Source organism: Verrucosispora sp. WMMC514, from assembly GCF_027497295.1.
GTDB classification, from domain to species: domain Bacteria; phylum Actinomycetota; class Actinomycetes; order Mycobacteriales; family Micromonosporaceae; genus Micromonospora; species Micromonospora palythoicola.
In genome coordinates this window covers 4,161,954-4,179,324 of record NZ_CP114906.1, presented here as the reverse complement: position 1 = coordinate 4,179,324, position 17,371 = coordinate 4,161,954, and the positions used below count along the sequence as shown (strand labels likewise).

16 protein-coding genes and 1 riboswitch are annotated in these 17,371 nt (G+C 72.7%); of the genes, 4 read left to right on the top strand and 12 right to left on the bottom strand.

Features of this window, described 5'->3' with window-relative positions; genetic code table 11:
• Nucleotides 1-176 precede the first annotated feature (176 nt).
• The 5 genes from O7597_RS19510 to O7597_RS19490 all read right to left on the bottom strand — a co-directional run bounded on the left by O7597_RS19510 (nucleotide 177) and on the right by O7597_RS19490 (nucleotide 4,575).
• Nucleotides 177-635 (bottom strand): helix-turn-helix transcriptional regulator, encoded by a 459-nt coding sequence (locus O7597_RS19510; RefSeq protein WP_269739307.1) that lies wholly within the window; start codon nucleotides 633-635, stop codon nucleotides 177-179.
• A 239-nt stretch (nucleotides 636-874) separates the two neighbouring features.
• Nucleotides 875-1,384 (bottom strand): CinA family protein, encoded by a 510-nt coding sequence (locus O7597_RS19505; protein ID WP_269739308.1) that lies wholly within the window; start codon nucleotides 1,382-1,384, stop codon nucleotides 875-877.
• Between the two features lie 57 nt (nucleotides 1,385-1,441).
• A complete protein-coding gene (pgsA, locus tag O7597_RS19500) occupies nucleotides 1,442-2,035 on the bottom strand; it encodes a CDP-diacylglycerol--glycerol-3-phosphate 3-phosphatidyltransferase (RefSeq protein ID WP_281580345.1) in 594 nt (197 codons plus the stop codon).
• 71 nt (nucleotides 2,036-2,106) lie between these two features.
• A complete protein-coding gene (gene rimO, locus O7597_RS19495) occupies nucleotides 2,107-3,594 on the bottom strand; it encodes a 30S ribosomal protein S12 methylthiotransferase RimO (protein ID WP_281580344.1) in 1,488 nt (495 codons plus the stop codon).
• Between the two features lie 57 nt (nucleotides 3,595-3,651).
• Entirely contained in the window at nucleotides 3,652-4,575 is a 924-nt protein-coding gene (locus tag O7597_RS19490; RefSeq protein ID WP_269739311.1) for an ornithine cyclodeaminase family protein, read from the bottom strand.
• A gap of 91 nt (nucleotides 4,576-4,666) precedes the next feature.
• A riboswitch (guanidine-III (ykkC-III) riboswitch) is annotated at nucleotides 4,667-4,732 on the top strand.
• Between the two features lie 57 nt (nucleotides 4,733-4,789).
• On the opposite strand from O7597_RS19490, the gene O7597_RS19485 reads away from it, so the two are divergent.
• Both O7597_RS19485 and O7597_RS19480 read left to right on the top strand, forming a co-directional pair.
• A complete protein-coding gene (locus tag O7597_RS19485; RefSeq protein ID WP_281580343.1) occupies nucleotides 4,790-5,104 on the top strand; it encodes an SMR family transporter in 315 nt (104 codons plus the stop codon).
• 80 nt (nucleotides 5,105-5,184) lie between these two features.
• Complete coding sequence (locus O7597_RS19480; RefSeq protein WP_092373759.1) at nucleotides 5,185-5,412, top strand: hypothetical protein; 228 nt, start codon at nucleotides 5,185-5,187, stop codon at nucleotides 5,410-5,412.
• 398 nt (nucleotides 5,413-5,810) lie between these two features.
• Here O7597_RS19480 and O7597_RS19475 read toward each other — a convergent pair whose 3' ends face one another.
• Nucleotides 5,811-8,261 (bottom strand): DNA translocase FtsK, encoded by a 2,451-nt coding sequence (locus O7597_RS19475; protein ID WP_281580342.1) that lies wholly within the window; start codon nucleotides 8,259-8,261, stop codon nucleotides 5,811-5,813.
• 112 nt (nucleotides 8,262-8,373) lie between these two features.
• On the opposite strand from O7597_RS19475, the gene O7597_RS19470 reads away from it, so the two are divergent.
• Nucleotides 8,374-8,853, top strand: a complete 480-nt coding sequence (locus O7597_RS19470) for a YbjN domain-containing protein (protein WP_269739315.1) — start codon at nucleotides 8,374-8,376, stop codon at nucleotides 8,851-8,853.
• Between the two features lie 116 nt (nucleotides 8,854-8,969).
• Nucleotides 8,970-10,502: a YbjN domain-containing protein gene (locus O7597_RS19465; protein WP_281583280.1), complete on the top strand. Its 1,533-nt coding sequence runs from the start codon at nucleotides 8,970-8,972 to the stop codon at nucleotides 10,500-10,502.
• A gap of 46 nt (nucleotides 10,503-10,548) precedes the next feature.
• Here O7597_RS19465 and O7597_RS19460 read toward each other — a convergent pair whose 3' ends face one another.
• From O7597_RS19460 to O7597_RS19435, 6 genes are all read right to left on the bottom strand, one after another.
• Entirely contained in the window at nucleotides 10,549-11,733 is a 1,185-nt protein-coding gene (locus O7597_RS19460; protein ID WP_281580341.1) for a S1 family peptidase, read from the bottom strand.
• Between the two features lie 166 nt (nucleotides 11,734-11,899).
• The gene (locus O7597_RS19455) at nucleotides 11,900-13,591 is read right to left on the bottom strand and encodes a ribonuclease J (protein ID WP_269739317.1); all 1,692 of its coding nucleotides are present in this window, start codon (nucleotides 13,589-13,591) and stop codon (nucleotides 11,900-11,902) included.
• 52 nt (nucleotides 13,592-13,643) lie between these two features.
• On the bottom strand, nucleotides 13,644-14,570 hold the full coding sequence (gene dapA / locus O7597_RS19450; RefSeq protein ID WP_269739318.1) for a 4-hydroxy-tetrahydrodipicolinate synthase: 927 nt from the start codon (nucleotides 14,568-14,570) through the stop codon (nucleotides 13,644-13,646).
• Between the two features lie 79 nt (nucleotides 14,571-14,649).
• Nucleotides 14,650-15,393, bottom strand: a complete 744-nt coding sequence (thyX, locus tag O7597_RS19445; protein WP_269742612.1) for an FAD-dependent thymidylate synthase — start codon at nucleotides 15,391-15,393, stop codon at nucleotides 14,650-14,652.
• Between the two features lie 63 nt (nucleotides 15,394-15,456).
• Entirely contained in the window at nucleotides 15,457-16,023 is a 567-nt protein-coding gene (locus O7597_RS19440) for a DUF2752 domain-containing protein (protein WP_281583279.1), read from the bottom strand.
• Between the two features lie 47 nt (nucleotides 16,024-16,070).
• Nucleotides 16,071-17,300: a crosslink repair DNA glycosylase YcaQ family protein gene (locus tag O7597_RS19435; protein ID WP_269739319.1), complete on the bottom strand. Its 1,230-nt coding sequence runs from the start codon at nucleotides 17,298-17,300 to the stop codon at nucleotides 16,071-16,073.
• Nucleotides 17,301-17,371: the final 71 nt, after the last annotated feature.

Below are 17,371 nucleotides of genomic sequence, written 5' to 3'. Positions count from 1 at the left end.
GTATCCCCTCAGTCACGTCGCTGCGCCTGCCCCACCTCCGGGCAACCGGCTCGGCTACCGGCGATGGTGGCTCCATCGTCCCAGCCGGGCGCCAACACGGCATCCGTACCGGCGGAAGGGGACGTCCGCGATCAACCCTACGCGGCGCAAGCTACCGCGACCATCGGCCACGAGGCTCAGGCGGCGCAGACCACGTCCCGGTCACTGCGGTCCGCGGGCCGGACCCGGGCACTGCGCAGCGTGGCCTTGAGCGGGGAGTCCTGGCGCACCGACACGGCGACGTTACCGTCCGAGGTGACCTGACGTACCCCCCGACCGGTGGCCTTGTGCACCGGCGCGGCGGCGACCGGCGTCGACTCGGTCGGCTCGTCCTGCACCGGCACCAGCACGCCCGGCATCTGTTCGGCGAGCGCGACCGTGTCGCTGACCTCGCGCAGCAGCTCGGAGAGGCGGGCACCCAGCGCGTCGCAGATCGCCGCGAGCAGTTCGCTCGAGGGTTCCTTCTGGCCGCGCTCGATCTCGGAGAGGTAGCCCAGGCTCACGTTGGCTGCGGAGGAGACCTCGCGCAGCGTGCGGTGCTGCCCCTGCCGGCGCGCCCGTAGTGCGTCACCGATCACCCGGCGTAGCAGGACCATCGCACCTCCCCTGAGGGACACAGTTCGCCCGGCCGACCGGCCTGCGGGAGCACCGGCTGTCGGAGCTTTCCCGCAACCGTACCCGCTGTGCGCCGCCGCGACATCCCGCCCCGCCCGGTCATCCCACGGCCGCCGCTCACCGCCCGGTCGGTCGGGGGCGGCGCGGGCGTCCGGCCCGGCCGGTCCGACGGCACCTGGAGCCACGGTCGGTGGTCCCGCGGGAATCGGCGGCGGCGCGGTCAGGCCGGGTACGGTGCGTCGATCCGGTCAGCCAGCAGGCGCAGGGCCTCGGTGACGGCGGCTCCCCGGACCTGGTCGCGCCCACCGTCGAGACGCAGTTCCCGCACCTCGGTGCCGCCCGGTCCGGCGACCGCGACGAAGACCAGACCGACGGGCTTGCCGTCCTGCGGTTCCGGGCCGGCCACCCCGGTAGTGGCCAGACCCCAGTCGGCGCCACAGCGCCGCCGCCCGCCCTCGGCGAGTGCCGTCGCCACGTCGGGATCGACCGGGCCGCGTTCGGCCAGCAGCTCCGCCGGCACGTCGGCCAGCCGCTGCTTCAGCTCGGTGGCGTAGACCACCAGGCCACCCCGGTAGACCGCGCTCGCCCCGGCGATCTCCACGACCGTTGCGGCCAACAGGCCTCCGGTCAGCGACTCGACGGTGGCGAACGTCTCCCGCCGATCGGCGAGCCGGTGCACCACACCGGCCGCCGCGGCGCCCATCGAACCCTCACCCTCGCGTACACCCATGATCTGCATCCTTCCCGGCGCCGGCGCGGTCTACCCGTCGCAACGCCGTTGCGCCGCTCACCCCTTGGCGCGGCGCAGCCGGGCGGCCTGGGCGATGTAGTCCAGCCCGGTGACGAGGGTGACCACGACCGCCGCGCCCATGATCCAGGGCCCGACCGGGGTGAGAGCGTCCGGCATCGGCCACAGGTACCAGGTGATGGCCAGCACCTGAAGCGCGGTCTTGATCTTTCCGCCCCGACTGGCGGCGATCACGCCGCGCCGGATCACCCAGAACCGCAGGGCGGTGATGCCCAGCTCCCGGGCCAGGATGACCGCAGTCACCCACCAGGGCAGCCGGTCGTACCAGGACAGCAGCAGCAGGGCGGCACCGGTGAGCGCCTTGTCGGCGATCGGGTCGGCCACCTTTCCCACGGCGGTGACCAGCGCGAACCTGCGGGCGATCCACCCGTCGACCAGATCCGTCACCGAGGCCACGGCGAAGATCACGCAGGCGATGACCTGCCATCCGGCGTGGGTCATGCCCGACACCACCACCGAGGCGGCGAAGACCGGTACCAGCACCAGCCGCAGCGCGGTCAGGGCGTTGGCGGCGTTGACCACGGGTACCCGGGCCACCACCGGCACCGGAGGCGACTCCGTCGCCCCGGTCATCGAATCGCCCCGCTCGGGTGGCGCACCCGGCACCGCACCTCGTGCCCCCTCCGCCTCGTCCCAGCCCACCGTCACCGCGCCGCGCCGGGCGCGGCGGAGATCATCTCATCCGGCACGGCGAGCAGGTCGACGCCCTCGGTACCGGTCACCGTGGCCCGGACCAGGTCGCCGGGGCGCAGCGCGGCCAGGTCGACGCCGCCGCCGTCCGGGGCGACCAGGGTGGTCGACCCGTCCACCTCCGGCGCCTGGTGCGCCGCCCGTCCCTCGACGACCCCACCGTCCACCGAGTCGACGAGCACCTCCACCGTCGAGCCGAGGCGGTCCTCGGCCCGCTGCGAACACAGCTCATCGGCGAGCGCGCTGAGCCTGTCGTACCGGCGTTTGATGGTGGCGGCGGAAACCTTGCCCGACAGTCCGGCGGCCTCCGTGCCGTCCTCGTCGCTGTAGTCGAAGACGCCGATCGCGTCGAGCCGGGCCTCGGTGAGGAACCGCACCAGTTCGTCGACGTCGCCCCGGGTCTCGCCGGGGAACCCGACGATGAAGTTGCTGCGTGCCCCGGCCTCCGGCGCGAGTCGCCGGGCGGCGGCGAGCAGCTCCAGGAACCGGTCGGTGGAGCCGAAACGACGCATCCGGCGCAGCACCGGCTCGCTGGAGTGCTGGAACGACAGGTCGAAGTAGGGTGCCACCCCCGGTGTGCCGGCGATCGCCTCGATCAGCCCGGGCCGGGTCTCGGCCGGCTGGAGGTAGCTGGCCCGGACCCGGACGATGCCCTCGACGGCGGCGAGCTGCGGCAACAGCTTCTCCAGCGCGCGCGGGTCACCCAGGTCCTTGCCGTAGGAGGTCGAGTTCTCACTGACCAGCACGAGTTCCCGGACCCCGCTCTTGGCCAGCCACTCGGCCTCGGCGAGCAGCTCGTCGGGGGTACGGGAGACAAAGGCGCCCCGGAAGGCGGGGATGGCGCAGAACGCGCAGCGCCGGTCGCAGCCACTGGCCAGCTTGAGCGAGGCCACCGGGCCGCTGTCCAATCGGCGACGCAGCACCGTACGCAGGTGCGCCGGGGTGTGCTCGTCGACGTCGGTGCCGCGACCGTGTCCCGGCAGGGAGACCGCGCTGTCGCGCCGGGCGACCGGGGTCAGCGGCAGCAGCTCGCGCCGGTCGCGGGGCGTGTGCGCGGCGACCTCCCGGCCGGCCACCACCGCGTCCAGCCGGGCGGCGATGTCGGGGTAGTCGTCGAAGCTGAGCACCGCCTGGGCCTCGGGAAGGCTGTCGGCCAGCTCCCGGCCGTACCGCTCGGCCATGCAGCCGGCGGCCACCACCTTCGCCCCCGTGTCGGCGGCGGCCAGCAGCGTCTGGATCGAATCCTGCTTGGCCTTCTCCACGAACCCGCAGGTGTTGACGACCACCACGTCGGCACCCTCGCCGTCGGTGGTCACCTGCCAGCCGTCGGCGTGCAGGCGGGCGGCCAGCTCCTCCGAGTCGACCTCGTTGCGGGCACAGCCCAGGGTCAGCAGCGCGACCCGGCGACCGTCGGGGGAAGGCGAGGAGGTGGCAGACACCATCCGAGGGTACCGGGCGACGGTGCCCGCACCGGCGACGGCGGTCGACGCCGGTGCGACTCAGACCGCCGTGGCGAGGATCCGGACCACGCGGTCGAGCAGGAAGACCTCGGTGCCGGCCAGACCGACCGAGCAGAAGACCGAGATCTGGTCCGCGCCGGTGCGGCCGGGTGCCGTGCCGGCCAGCACCGCGCCCAGGTCGCGCAACCGGGAGGCGTACGGCGGCAGCGCGGCGAGCATCGGCGGGGCGTACGACCGCGCCTGCGCCACCGAGTCGCTGGCCAGCACGGTGGCGGTGTCGAGCAGGTCGGTGCCGAACTCCGCGCGGTCCAGTTGCTTGAAGCCGACCGCGTTGACGTGCGTTCCGGGGCGCAGGTCGGCGGCGCTGAGCACCGGAGTCGGGCTGGTGGTGGCAAGCACCACGACGTCCCGGTCGCGTACCGCCTCCCGGGCGGTGTCCACCGCGCGGGCCGCGATGCCGAGTTCGGCCCGCACCCGGGCGGCGAACGCCTCCCGACGCGCGGCCGAGCGGCTGTGCACGGTCACCTCGTCCAGACGGCGCACGGCGGCGGTGGCCCAGACCTGGGTCCACGCCTGTCCACCAGCGCCGATCACGCCGACGGTGGCCGCGTCCGCGCGGGCCAAGGTGTCCACCGCCACCCCGCCCAGTGCGCCGGTGCGCCGCGAGCCGAGTTCCTCCCCCACGGCCACGGCCCGCACCGCGCCGGTCCGCCCGTCGTGCAGCACCACCACCTGCTCGGTCTCCGGGTGCCCGAACGTGTCGTACGCCCGGTACCCGTACCACTGCCCCACCAGGTGGCCGGCGGTGAGCACCATCCGGCCGGCGCCCAGCGGCGCGGCGGCCCGGGGTGGGGCCACGAGCCGTCCGTCGTGCGCGGCGAGCAGGGCCTGACGCATCGCGTCGACCGAGGTCGCCGCGTCCAGCGCGGCGGCGACCTCCGGATCGGAGATGAGCACGGTCACGCGTCCATGGTGCAGCTTGAAGCGGGCTTGAGGTACATCCGAGGTGATCCGTCTCACCCGGACCGCCGTCGAGGCGGTGCTACGGTCGATTTCGGCGGCCCGCGTGGCCACCCCGGACGAGTCGTGGGCGTACCCGGTCAGGCCAAGACGCCCCGGTGGCGAAACCGACTCGTCCCGGCCCCGGCGGCCGGGCCACTGCTGAAGAGGTGACCTGATGGCCTGGCTCGTGCTGGTGCTCTCCGGACTACTCGAAACGGCCTGGGCCATCGCCCTGGACCGCTCCGCCGGATTCACCCGACCCGTCGCCTCGGTGGTCTTCGTGATCACGCTGGTGCTGAGCATGGCCGGGCTGGCGTACGCGCTGCGGGAGATTCCGGTCGGCACCGGCTACGCGGTGTGGGTCGGCATCGGCGCGGTCGGCACCGCCGTCGTCGGCATGGTGGCGCTCGGCGAACCCGCCAACCTGCCCCGCCTGCTCAGTCTGCTGCTGGTGGTGGCCGGCGTGATCGGACTCAAGCTGTTTCACTGACCGGCGGGGGTGCGTGACGAGCGTCCGTAGTGGGTAGAGATCCGGACAGCAGACCTGAGACTCATCCCTTGGAGGAAGACATGGCCACCAGCACCGTCCGCTCGACCAGCGCCGCCCGCATCTGCACCATCGTGGGGTTCGTGTGCGCGGTCCTCGCGCTGCTGCTCAACCCGATCCTCTTCGGAGTCATCGGTCTGGTCCTCGGCGTCGTCGGCGCGGTGCTCGGTGACAAGCCGCTCGGCTGGTACGCCGCCGCGGCCAACGTGGTCGCCATGGTGCTGAGCATGCTGATCCTCAGCGCTCTCTGACCACCGACTACTTCGATGGCCCGCCGCATCCCGCGGCGGGCCATCTCCGCATGACCGTTCCCGCCACGTAGAAGCCCGGCCGAGCACCGCTACGGACGGCAACATCGCTGATCGAACACGAACCGTAGCGCCAGCGGGGCAGCCAACCCTTACCCCTTCCACCGCTTTGCTCTGCTTCAACCAACGCAACGGGCTCTGAGCTGGGCCGATGAGAACGCATCCGCCGATGGCGGACAATCGACCGTTACCTTCGGTGACCGTTGCGTATATTGAAGCAGAGCAAAGGCAGCAGAGGGGTAGGTAGGTTTCCGGGCAGGAATTCACCTTGAGTAGTGAAGGTTGGTCAGGCGTGCTCGGCGATCAGGACCCAGTTGCCGTCGCTGGCCAGTGCCGTCGGCTCAGCCATCGCCACCCCGCAGCCCATCCAGGACCTCTTCCAGCTCGTCCGGCTTGACCAGCACATCACGCGCCTTGGAGCCCTCCGACGGGCCGACCACGCCCCGGGTCTCCATCAGGTCCATCAGCCGGCCCGCCTTCGCGAAGCCAACCCGCAACTTGCGTTGCAGCATCGAGGTCGAGCCGAACTGCGAGGTGACCACCAGTTCGACCGCCTGCACCAGCAGGTCCAGGTCGTCGCCAATGTCCTCGTCGATCTTCTTCTTGCTGTCCTGCGCGGGGGTCAGCACGTCCGGGCGGAACTCCGGCTCCCGCTGGTCCTTGCAGAACTTGACCACATCGTTGATCTCGCGCTCGGTGACCCAGGCACCCTGGATCCGCACCGGCTTCGAGGCGCCCATCGGCAGAAACAGCCCGTCGCCCCGGCCGAGCAGCTTCTCCGCGCCCGGCTGGTCGAGGATGACCCGGGAGTCGGCCAGCGACGAGGTGGCGAACGCCAGCCGGGACGGCACGTTGGCCTTGATCAGGCCGGTCACCACGTCGACCGAGGGCCGTTGGGTGGCGAGCACCAGGTGGATGCCGGCGGCCCGGGCGAGCTGGGTGATCCGCACGATCGAGTCCTCGACGTCGCGTGGAGCGACCATCATCAGGTCGGCCAACTCGTCCACGATCACCAACAGGTACGGGTACGGCCGCATCTCGCGCTCGCTGCCCGGCGGCGCCTTGATCTCGCCGTTGCGGACCTTCCGGTTGAAGTCGTCGATGTGCCGGACCCCGTTCGCGGCGAGGTCGTCGTAGCGCATGTCCATCTCACGGACGACCCACTCCAGCGAGTCGGCCGCCTTCTTGGCGTTGGTCACGATCGGGGTGACCAGGTGCGGGATGCCCTCGTAGCCGGTCATCTCGACCCGCTTCGGGTCGATCAGCAGCAGCCGCACCTCGTCCGGCGTCGCCCGGGTCAGAATGGACATGAGCAGGCTGTTCAGGCAGCTCGACTTACCGGCGCCGGTGGCCCCCGCGATCAGGATGTGCGGCATCTTCGCCAGGTTGGCCACCACGTAGCCGCCCTCGATGTCCTTGCCGAGGGCGACCACCATCGGATGGTGGTCGCTGGTGGCGGCGCGCGAACGCAGCACGTCACCCAGCGCCACGTTCTCCGGGTCGGTGTTCGGGATCTCCACACCCACCGCGCTCTTGCCCGGGATCGGGCTCAGGATGCGTACGTCGGGCGACTTCACCGCGTACGCGATGTTGCGGGAGAGCTGGGTGATCCGCTCGACCTTCACCCCGTGGCCCAGCTCGACCTCGTAGCGGGTCACCGTCGGCCCCCGGGTGAAGCCGGTGACCGCCGCGTCGACGTCGAACTGGTCGAAGACGCCGGTGAGCGCGGCGATCACCTCGTCGTTGGCCTTGCTGCGGGTCTTCGGGGCGGCCCCGCTGCCGAGCATGTTCGACGGGGGCAGCGTGTAGTCGCCGGCCAGACCGGTCAGCGCGAGCTGCTCGGCCCGGGTCGGCGCCGGCGAGTGCTCCGGCGGCTCGGCGGGCTTACGGCTGGCCGGCACCCGCGACGGTGCCTTGCGCGGCAGGACCATGGTCTCCTGCAGGTCCGCGCCGTCCAGGTCGTCGAACTCGTCCGGGTCCACCGGCGGGGGCACCCGCTTGGTGGGGCGCCGCCGGGTCGGCGTCGTGGACGCCTCCGCCGGCTCCGCCTCGTCCTGCCCGATCACCCCGCCGGCCAGCAGACCGAGCCGCTCGGGAATCTTGTTGATCGGAGTCGCGGTGACCACCAGCAGCCCGAACACCAGCAACAGGACCAGCAGCGGCACCGCCACCCAGGCGGTGACCGCGCGCTCCAGCACGCTGCCCACGCCCGCGCCGATCAGGCCACCGGCGAAGTCCCGCTCCCCCGGGCCGGCCGGCTGCTGGCCGATGTGCAGCAGCGCCGCGGTGGAGACCAGCATGGAACCCCAGCCGACCAGCCCGCGCCCCCGGTGCTCGGGATCGCCGGGCTGCCGCATCAGCCGCCACGCGCCGATGCCCAGCAGGACCGGCACCACGATGGAGATCGCCCCGAGGAAGAGCCGCACGGTGTCGGCCAGTCGGGCGCCGACCGGACCGGCCGCGGAGAACCAGATGGCACCCGCACCGAGCAGGGCGAGACCGATGAGCAGCAGGCCGGCGCCGTCGCGGCGGTGCTCCGGGTCGAGGTCGCGGGCCGAGGCGGCCTGCCGGCCGGCGGCACGGACCACCCAGCCGACCCCGTGGGCCAGGCCCATCCACAGTGCCTGGACGGCCCGACCGACGTACGCGGCTAGGCCCGGCCCTCTCGCCGAGGTGCGGCGGCGCGCCGGCGTACGGGTGGTCTTCTTGGCCGGCTGACGGGCACGGCTGTTCGTGCCGCCACGCGGCGACGCGCCGCGCCGCCGACTCGCCTGAGGGGTACGGCCCGCCATAGCATCACCGTAACGGCGGGCCGGGTGATTGGCCGGTCATCCTGGTCGCTCCGCGTGTCGCAGCGCGGTCCCCGCCGCCTGCCGTGATATTCGCCTCGCGAGGGAGTGTCCGATGGGGTCGCCGGAATTCGAGGACCGTGCCGGCGACCCGTTGGCGGGTCATCCGTCGACGCTGCGGCCGTTGACGCGGGATCTCGTCGCCGCCGTGCTGACCCACCGCGGTCACACCGTGGCCGCCGACGCCGACGGCGCGCTCGTGGGCCGGTGGGCACAGGGGCACATCTGGTTCCTCCGCGCCGGAGACGCCGGGGAACTGCTCCAGGTGCGTACGGTCGCCGTCCACGCCTTCTCCGTCGAGGACGTGCCGTGGCTGCACGACTTCTGCAACACCTGGAACCGCGACCGGTTCTGGCCGAAGGCGTTCGTGCACGTCGACGACGCCGGCCGGGCCCGGGTCTGCGGCGAGGCCATCACGGACCTGGAACGCGGCGTCACGCCGCACCAGCTGGACCGGCTGCTCGACCGGGGCATCTCGGCCGGCTGCCGGCTGGCCGCCGAGGTCGGCCGGCTGGCGGGGACGGCGCACCCGTGACGGGGCCGGTCCCCGGCGCCCGCCGGAGCCGCAGCCGGACGCGAGGCACCGCCGGGCCGGCCGACGGCGTACGCGCCGATCAGCGAATCGCCGACGCCCTCGCCGACGCCCGCGACATGCCCGACGGCGAACTGCGCGTCGGCGAGTTGGCACGGGTCGCCGCCCTCGCCGAGGCGGACGGTGATCGGCACACGGCGCTGAACGCCTGGTGCGAGCTGGTCGAGACGCACCTGCGCGGCGGCGAGCGGTGGCGGCTGTTCGAGCCCGTGCAACGGTGCCTGCGCGCGGCGGAGACGGACGACGACACGCTGCGCCGCTACCGGCGGTACGCCGTCGAGGCGCTGCTCGGCACCCCTCGCATCGGCCTGGACCAGGCGTACGGCGTGCTGGAAGGGCTCGCCGTCGCAGGTGGCGAGGCGAACCCGGCGCTGGTGGCGCAGCTGAGGTGCCGGGTCGCCGACCACGTGGGCGACGAGCCTGCCGCCCGACGCTGGCTGGCCCGGTGGCGGGTCGCGACACCCGACCCGGCCGCCGGGTGCCCCGACTGCCTGCCGGTACGACAGGCGCGACTACTGACCGGCTGGGGCGACTGGACGACGGCGCTCGACGTGCTCGATCCGCTGCTCGACGCGCCGGCCGGCTGCACCGCCCAGCCGGAGGCGGCCCTGACCGCGGCGCTGCTGCCCTGGCTGCGGGCCGGCCGGCCGGAGCAGGCGGGCCACGCGCACGTGCGGGCGTACCGGCGGCACCGGGCGGAGCCCGACGGATTCGGCCACCTCGCCACCCACCTGCGTTTCTGTGCACTCGGTGGATACCTCGACCGCGGGATGGAGATCGTCGTCGAGCAGCTGCCCCGACTGGACGAACCGCACGAGGACCTGTCCGTGATGGAGTTCGCCGCGGCGGCCGCGCTGGTCTGCGGCCTGGCGGGCGAGGCGGACGCCGGCCGGACGGTACGCCGGCCGGCGTACCGTGGGCGACCGGCCGCCGAGATCACGGCGACTCAGCTCGGCGCCGAACTGCTCGCCGTCGCGACCACGCTGGCCGGCAGCTTCGACGCCCGCAACGGGACCGGGCACCAGTCCGGTCGGATGGCGTCCTGGCTGGCCGAGCGGCCACTCACCCCGGCGGTACCGCTGCCCGCCGAGGAGGAGTTCGAGTCCGACGACGAGTTCGGGCCGGACGGCGGACCCGACGGCCGGACGGCGCCGCTCGGTCCTACCGCCGGGATGGCCATGGACGAGATCGGCGCGTTGACCGTGACCATGATCACCGAGGCGCTGGACCGGCGGGGTGACGACTACACCGTCGACCCCGCCGGCACGGTGCTGGGACGCTGGGGCGACGCGGTGATCCACTTCCGGCGGGCCGGGACGCGCCAGGACATCCTGCACGCCCGGGTGGTGGCCGGGCGCCGGCTGGCGGCGGACCGGCGCACCGAGGCGTACGCCTTCTGCAACGCCTGGAACCGGGACCGGCTGCTGCCCAAGGCGTACGCGCACGATCCGGGCGACGGTGAACTGGTGCTGGCCGGCGAGGTGACCACCGATCTGGCGTACGGTGTCGCCCCGGATCAGGTCGCGGTGCTCGTCGACGCGGCGATCCGCACCGGCGTCGCGTACGCGGCGGCGGTCACCGCCCTGCCCTGATCCCACCCGGTCGGGCGCGCAACCGCACCCGACCGGGATCGGCCGATCAGCGCCGGCCGCTCAGGGCGCGGAAGTTCTGCGTGGTGAGCAGGGTCAGGTTGTTGCGCTGGAGGATCTCGTTGACCGGCTGGTAGAAGGTGGTGCCGCCGCGGACGCAGTCGCCGGAACCGCCGGAGGTCACCCCCTGCGCCTGGTTGCCCGAGATCCACGAGCCGCCGGAGTCACCGGGCTCGGCGCAGACGTTGGTCCGCACCAGGCCGCCCACCAGCCCTTCCGGATAGCGGACCGTGGCGTTACGGGCCTGCACCATGCCGCACCGCACGCCCGTGGTGGAGCCGGAGCGGCAGATCGACGAGCCCACCGGCACCTCCTGCGAACCGGCCACCCGGGCCACCCCGCCGCGGAAGTCGGTCACCTCCGGCAGCACCCTGGTGTCGTTGTTGACCTGCACGAAGGCCCAGTCGTCACCGGGGAACGACGAGGCCCGGAAGACGCCCTGCGGTGCCCGGTCGGCACCGGTGGTGCGGGCACCGACCCGCCCGCAGTGGCCAGCGGTGACGAAGCCGCCGACCACCGCGAAGCCGACCGAGCAACGGCCGCTACCGATGAAGTAGGGCTCGCCGCCGCGTACGTCGGCGAAGAGCCGTGGCTGCTCCTCGGTGGCCATCCGCACCGCGGTTCGCGGCACGCCGGCGCGGGCCACGAAACGCCACCCGGCGGCCTCGGCGCCCGGCTCGGCGAGCACCACCACGCTGTTCGAGGCGACGTCGACGTACCAGCCGGAGACCTGCCGGGCCCGGGCGGCGGTACGGTCCATCCGGCTCTTGAGGGTGTCGAGCTGGCCGACCCCACGCTCGACCACCTTCGGCACCGCACCGGCGGCCCGGACCCGCTGCGCCTGGGCCGCGTCGGCGACCGCCACGTTGAGTTCGCTGCCGTCGGCGCTGAGCCAGCTGCCGCCGTAGGTCGCGCCGAGGTCCGTCCGGAGCTGGTCGACCACCGCGGCGGCCCAGCGTTCGGTCTTCAGTCGGGCAGCCACCTGCGAGTCGTTCAGCCGCAGGTCCCGACGCATCGCCTCGACCACGTCCGGGTCGGCGCCCGCCACCGCCCCGCTGGTCGGTGCGCCGACCGGCGCGCCGCCGTCACCGGCGAACGACGGCAGGGCGACGGCCGCCGCCGCGCCCACGGCCGCCACCACGACACCGATGGCTGTCAATCGTCTGCGGTCCATCCGCCACGCTCCTCCCGGCCGGCGCGGTCACGCCTGCCGGCTCGGAGTACGGGCAAACCGCTCGAACGGTTGAACTCGCACGGCGACAAACCGATCTACTGACGCCGATGGGCCACCACCCGGCGGGTGTGGTGGCCCATCGGAGTCGGTCCGGTACGCCCGGTGTTCAGACCTCGACCACGGTAGGGACGATCATCGGGCGACGACGGTAGGCGTCGTTGACCCAGCGACCCACGGTGCGCCGGACGATCTGCTGAAGCTGGTGCGGGTCGGTGATCCCGTCCGCGGCGGCCCGGTTGAGCGCCTCGGTCACCAGCGGGATCACCGCGTTGAACGCTGCCGGGTCCTCGGAGAAGCCCTTGGCCGAGACGGTCGGACCGGCGACCACCTTGCCGGTGACCGAGTCCACCACGACGGTGGCGGCGATGAAGCCACCGTCACCGAGGATGCGCCGCTCGGTCAGCAGTGACTCGCTGACGTCGCCGACGGCCAGGCCGTCGACGTAGACGTACCGGCTCTTGACGCGACCCACCAGGCTGGCCCGCCCCTCCACCAGGTCGACCACGTCGCCGTCCTCGCAGAGCACCACCCGGTCCGCCGCCACGCCGGACTCGATGCCCAGCCGGGCATGGGCCCGCAGGTGCCGCCACTCGCCGTGCACCGGCATCAGGTTGCTGGGCCGGACCACGTTGAGCAGGTAGAGCAGTTCCCCGGCCGGGGCGTGTCCGGAGACGTGCACCTTCGCCACGTCCTTGTGCACCACCACCGCACCGGCCCGGGCCAGCCGGTTGATCACCCGGTAGACGGAGGTCTCGTTCCCCGGTACCAGCGACGAGGCGAGCACCACGGTGTCACCGGGCGCGATGGTGATGTGCCGGTGGTCGCCGCTGGCCATCCGACCCAGGGCGCTCATCGGCTCACCCTGCGAACCGGTGGACATCAGCACGATCTGCTCGGGCGGCATCGAGGTCGCCTCGTCGAGACCGACGACCAGGCCGGGCGGAATGTTCAGCAGGCCGAGATCCCGGGCGATGCCCATGTTGCGGACCATCGACCGGCCGATCAGGGCGACCTTGCGACCGTGCTCGGCGGCCGAGTCGAAGACCTGCTGCACCCGGTGCACGTGGGAGGCGAACGAGGCCACGATGATCCGACCCCGGGCCTTCGCGAAGATCGAGTCGAGGACCGGACCGATCTCCCGCTCGGGCGTGACGAAGCCCGGGATCTCCGCGTTCGTCGAGTCCGACAGCAGCAGGTCCACGCCCTCCGCGCCGAGCCGGGCGAAGCCCGCCAGGTCGGTGATGCGGCCGTCCAGCGGCAGCTGGTCCATCTTGAAGTCGCCGGTGTGTAGCACCAGCCCGGCCGGGGTCCGGATGGCCACCGCGAGCGCGTCGGGAATCGAGTGGTTCACGGCGAAGAACTCGCACTCGAACGGACCCAGCCGCTCCCGACCGCCCTCCCGCACCGTGAGCGTGTACGGCTGGATGCGCCGCTCGGCCAGCTTCGCCTCCACCAGCGCCAGGGTGAACTGCGAGCCGACCAGTGGGATGTCGGGCTTGTGGGCGAGCAGGTAGGGCACCGCGCCGATGTGATCCTCGTGACCGTGCGTCAGCACGATCGCCTGGATGTCGCCGAGCCGATCGAGGATCGGTCCGAAGTCCGGCAGGATCAGGTCGACACCGGGCTGTTCCACGTCCGGGAAGAGCACGCCGCAGTCGACGACCAGCAGCTTGCCGTCGTACTCGAAGACGGTCATGTTCCGGCCGATGGCGCCGAGCCCGCCGAGCGGAATGATCCGCAGTCCGCCCTCCGGCAGCGGCGGTGGAAGTTGGGCCTCCTCGTTGTGCGCCTCGGTCACGCGTTCACCTCATTCTGCGACGCCGTCACCCGACGGCCGTCGTATCGTTTGATCATTCAGGGAGCGGCAGGCCCGCCGCCGCGCAGTCAGCGCGCAGCTGGGCGATCTCGCCGTCGGTGGCGTCCACCAACGGTGGTCGGACCGGCCCGCCCGGCAGGCCCTGCACCGTCAGGCCGGCCTTGACCAGGATCACGCCCTGGGTACGGAAGATCCCGGTGAACAGCGGTAGCAGGCGGCGGTGCAGCGCCAGTGCGGTTCCCGTGTCCCCCGTGTCGAACGCCTCGATCATCCGCTTGGTCTCGGCGCCCGTGAAGTGCGTGGAGGTGCCCACCACGCCGACGCAGCCGACGGCCAGGGCGGGCAGGGTGAGCGAGTCCTCGCCGCTGTAGTACGCGAGCTCCGCCCGGCTGGTCACCCAGCTCGTCGCCGTCAGGTCGCCCTTGGCGTCCTTGACCGCGACGATCCGACCGTGCTCGGCCAGCTGGACCAGGGTCTCGGTCTCGATCGCCACACCGGAGCGGTGCGGGATGTCGTAGAGCATCACCGGCAGGCCGGTGGCGTCGGCCACCGCCGTGAAGTGGCGTAGCAGGCCGGTCTGTGGCGGCTTGTTGTAGTACGGCGTGACCACCAGCAGCCCGTGCGCGCCGGCCTTCTCCGCCGAGGTCGCCAGCTCGATGGTGTGCCGGGTGTCGTTGGTGCCGACCCCGGCCACCACCCGGGCCCGGTCGCCGACGGCCTCCACCACGGCCCGGATCAGCCGTTCCTTCTCGGCGTCGGTGGTGGTCGGCGACTCGCCGGTGGTGCCGTTGACCACCAACGCGTCGTTGCCCTGCTCGGTGACCAGATGATCCGCCAGCCGCGCCGCGCCGTCGAGGTCGAGCGCCCCGTCGGCGGTGAACGGGGTCACCATGGCCGTGAGCACCCGGCCGAACGGACGGGAGACCGTTCGGACCGGAGCGTCGAGGTGGTCGTGCGTCATGGTGACAACCTATCGGACGGCCGACGGCCGGCCACCGGGGAAGGGCGCACCACCCCCGGGCGGGCGGTCTCCCGCCGGGTCAGGACGCCTGGGCGTGCGGGCTCTGCGCCACCTCCGTGCCGTCGGGCAGCGTCGAGATGGTGAAGTCGGCGAAGACGTTCGGCGCGACCCGCTGCAACTGTCGCAGGCACTCCACCGCCAGCTCACGGATCTCCACGTCGGCGTGCTCGGTGGCGCGCATGCCGATGAAATGCCGCCAGGCCCGGTAGTTGCCGGTCACCACGATGCGGGTCTCGGTGGCGTTCGGCAGCACCGCGCGGGCCGCCTGGCGGGCCTGCTTGCGCCGCAGGGTCGGGTTCGTCACGTCGGCGAAGCGGCGCTCCAGCCCCTCCAGCAGATCGTTGTAGGCGCGCACACTGGCCTCGGCCGCCGCCACGAAGCGCTTGTGCAGCTCCGGGTCCTCGGCGATCACCGTCGGCTCCACCATGGCGGCGTCCCGCTCCGGCACGTACCGCTGCGACAACTGGGAGTACGAGAAGTGCCGGTGCCGGATCAGTTCATGGGTGAACGATCGGGACACGCCGGTGAAGTAGAAGCTCACCGAGCCGTGCTCCAGCACCGAAAGGTGCCCGACCTCCAGGATGTGCGCCAGGTAGCCGGCGTTCGTGGCGGTGGCCGGATTCGGCTTCTTCCAGCTCTGGTAGCAGGCCCGCCCGGCGAACTCCGCGAGCGCCTGCCCGCCGTCGGCGTCGGTCGACCAGGGCACGTCCTCCGGTGGATCGAAGTGTGTCCACGCGATCAGCTTGACCTGGGGCTGCACCATCTCCGGCATTCCTGGGACTGTAGCCGAGACCCACCGACGACCAGAAAACGCCGGTCCGGGCCGCTAGACGTAGAGGGCGGTGAACGGGGGCCAGGGCAGGTTGCGGACCACCGAGAAGGCCAGCCAGGCGGCGAGGAAGCCGCCGATCAGCTTCGGGCCGATGCGCAGCTCGGGCAGCCGCCAACCGAACGCCTGCCGACCGGCCCAGGCGACGAAGAGGTACGCCAGGAAGGGGAGCGCGAAGACGAAGAGGAAATGGTGCCGGGCGGCGGCCGGCAGATCGGCGTGCAGCACGTACCAGAGGGCGCGGGTGCCGCCGCACCCTGGGCAGTCCAGCCCGGTGGTCAGCTTGAGCAGGCAGGTCGGCAGGGCGTCGGGCGCGGAACGGGTGGGATCGCTGATCAGCGTGTACCCGATGCCGGCGGCGACACAGCCGACGGCGGCCAACGGCGCCACCCAGCGCGGTGTGCGGGCGTGCGCCCGTTGCACGAACCGAGTGAGCCGGTCGGACTCGACCACCGGATAACCGGCCGGGTAGCCAGCCGGCCAGTCGCCCTGCGGCGCCGCACCCGCCGGCCCACCGGACGGGTGGCCGGCGTCCGGGCCACCATGGGCCTGCTCGCCGTGCAGGTCGGGCCGCGGCTGGGCGTCCGGTCGGTCAACGCTCGTCACGGACCTCACCGTACACCGGCCACGCCCACCAGCGCGGCGGCCAGCGGCGCCGCGAGGTCACCGGCGGCGGGCGGAGCCACCGCGTCCAGGCCGAGCCAGCCGGCCAGGCGGTACAGCTCGGCGGCCAGGGCGATCGCCGTCTCCCCCGGGTCGACGCCCGGCTCCACCCAGGCTGCCGGCACCAGCAGCGCCCCGGCCTTGCGGTCCGCCTTCAGGTCGACCCGGGCGGTGAGGCGCTCGCCCTGACGGAACGGCAGCACGTAGTAGCCGTGCACGCGTTGCGGTGCGGGCACGTAGATCTCGATGCGGTAGCTGAAGCCGAACAGTCGCTCGGTGCGGGCGCGCTCCCAGACCAGCGGGTCGAAGGGGCTCACCAGACCGTTGCCGCGTACCCAGCGGGGTAGCCGGGCCTCGGCGTGCAACCAGGCCGGCTGCCGCCAGCCCTGCACCGTGACCGGTCGCAACTCCCCCGCCTCGACCAGCTCGGCGATGGCCTGCCGGGCACCGGCCACCGGCAGCCGGAAGTAGTCGCGCAGCTCCGGCTCCGCGGCCACCCCGAGCGACCGGGCCGCGATGCTCACCAGGGTGCGGTACGCCTCGGCGTCGCTCGGCGTGGGCGTGTCCAGCACCTGCGCCGGCAGCACCCGTTCGGGCAGGTCGTAGCGGCGGGCGAACGAGGTGGTGCGCTGTGCCGCGCACACCTCGCCGGCCCAGAAGAGGTACTCCAGGGCCTGCTTCACCGCCGACCAGTTCCACCCCCAGTTGCCGGTCTGGCGGGGTGCGTCGTGCTCGATCTCGGCCACGGTGAGCGGCCCCCGGGCGGCCACCTCGTCGCGTACCCAGGCGACCAGGGCGGGCTGCTCGGCGGCGATGCGACGCATCCCGCCCCAGGCGTCGGCGTGCGCCCGCGCCATCCGCCACCGCAGCGCCGGATGCAGGGCGACCGGCACCAACGACGCCTCGTGGCCCCAGTACTCGAACAGGTCGCGGGGGCGGCGGTAGGCGGCGGCGTCGAGCAGGGTGGTGGGATAGGGCCCGAGCCGGCTGTAGAGCGGCAGGTAGTGCGCCCGTTGCAGGACGTTCACCGAATCCATCTGGATCAACCCGATCCGGTCGAGCACCCGACGCAGGTGCCGGCGGGTGGGCGCCCCGGTGGGCGCCGGATCGGCGAAGCCCTGTGCGGCCAACGCGACGCGGCGGGCCTGGGCGAGCGAGAGCGATTCCGGAGCGGCCATCGCAGGCAGGCTACGGCAGGAGTACGACATCGGTGCGGACACTGGACCTGCCCACCCTGACGGCCTAGAAC